The organism is Ferroplasma sp. Type II, assembly GCF_000496155.1.
Genome location: NZ_KI542712.1, coordinates 1 through 1340, shown reverse-complemented (window position 1 = coordinate 1340; position 1340 = coordinate 1). Strand labels below are relative to the sequence as shown.

Here is a 1340-nt window from a genome sequence, read left to right as displayed (position 1 = left end):
GGTAAAAGATGGTATGATAGAAACTACAATGGATTACCTATCTGAGAAATATGAAAAATATTTTATTCCAGTCCTGAGCAAACAAATGCTGGCAGAAGGATTTTTTGGAACTCCAAAAAGTGTGAATGGAGACACAAGCTTTCTGGGAGACATTATATTAATTTCAAGGAATTCTACCAGTATTTTTGATTCTTCATTAAAACTTATTGATCCAGGAAATCAGTCCAATACTTTGATAGGCATGCATGGAGGGTTGAGTTGCGATGAAATGCTTGTACCTTTTTTTGCCCGGGAAGTTTCATAAGAGTTAAAATTAAAGTTGGGCTAGAAATATACAATTGGTTATAAGTAACCTTATTGTACGTGCAACAGGGTTTGGGAAGATTTCATCCTGGCTATTTATTTTCGTATTTATGAAATACTCAGTTATTCTTGATAATGGCGGGTATGGCATATATGTGCAATTGTACCAGTATTGCCTGTTGTATATGTGACTATTCAGGGCTTCATTGATGGATATGTTTAAATATAGGTAAGAAATTCTTACATAATGACTGATGATGAGTTTGAAACGGAATTCACTAAAACAAGTTCAAAGGGACAAATAGTGATCCCTTCAAAGATACGAAAGAAGCTTAATATTGGCAGCGGAAGCCTGCTCGCCATCACCGCACAAGATGACTTGATTATATTGAAAAAAGTAAGTTCTAATATATCTTCCAAAGATATGATGACACTCAAACTTATTGAGGAAGCATGGGAAGACATCGATAAAGGAAAATACAAAGTCCGTTCAAAAAACGAATTCTTCAAAGAGTTCAGAGAATGGTAATACGCATAGACGAAATCGTCTACACGTCTAAATTCGAACACGATGTGAAGAGGATAAAGGATAAAAGTGTGAAAGATAGGTTAGAGAAAAACATAAGGAAAATTGTAGAGAATCCAGAAATTGGAAAGCCTCTCAGTTATGTGCTCAATGGAGAAAGAACCGTTAGAATACCGCCATTTGGACTTATTTATGCAATAAATGAAAACACTCTAATTCTTTTACGGTTTGAGAACAGGAGCAGGGTCTATGATTAAAGGGAATTTAGAAGAGTATGAATGTTAAGGTATTTTCTGGTTTGGAAGTTGAATTTGAGAGTTGCAGAGCAACTTTGATCGCTGGTCGCCCTTGTAGTTTGTGAATAAATGTGAAGAGAATTAATGAGCGCTACTCAAATTGGGCGTTTTTGCAGACATATGAAGAAGTATATGAGGATGGCAATATTAACGGACCAATCCTAGACAACGATAAGAATAATCAGTATAACGTCCCTTTCTATTCTGCAAACCAA

Annotated in this window: 2 protein-coding genes and 1 pseudogene; all 3 read left to right on the top strand. The window is 35.5% G+C overall.

What is annotated here, in order from left to right; all coding sequences use genetic code 11:
• A pseudogene (locus AMDU4_RS05830) lies at positions 1-304 on the top strand (hypothetical protein); the annotation flags it as partial.
• Positions 305-550: 246 nt separating this feature from the next.
• Positions 551-832 (top strand): AbrB/MazE/SpoVT family DNA-binding domain-containing protein, encoded by a 282-nt coding sequence (locus AMDU4_RS05825; RefSeq protein WP_021787056.1) that lies wholly within the window; start codon positions 551-553, stop codon positions 830-832.
• Positions 826-1086, top strand: coding sequence for a type II toxin-antitoxin system RelE/ParE family toxin (locus AMDU4_RS05820; RefSeq protein WP_021786701.1), 261 nt, complete (start codon positions 826-828; stop codon positions 1084-1086). Before AMDU4_RS05825 ends, AMDU4_RS05820 begins: the two co-directional genes overlap by 7 nt.
• Positions 1087-1340: the final 254 nt, after the last annotated feature.

Bases quoted from the DNA above. Each gene is read 5' to 3' on its own strand.
- AMDU4_RS05825 (WP_021787056.1), top strand. From the start codon at position 551: ATGACTGATGATGAGTTTGAAACGGAATTCACTAAAACAAGTTCAAAG.
- AMDU4_RS05820 (WP_021786701.1), top strand. From the start codon at position 826: ATGGTAATACGCATAGACGAAATCGTCTACACGTCTAAATTCGAACAC.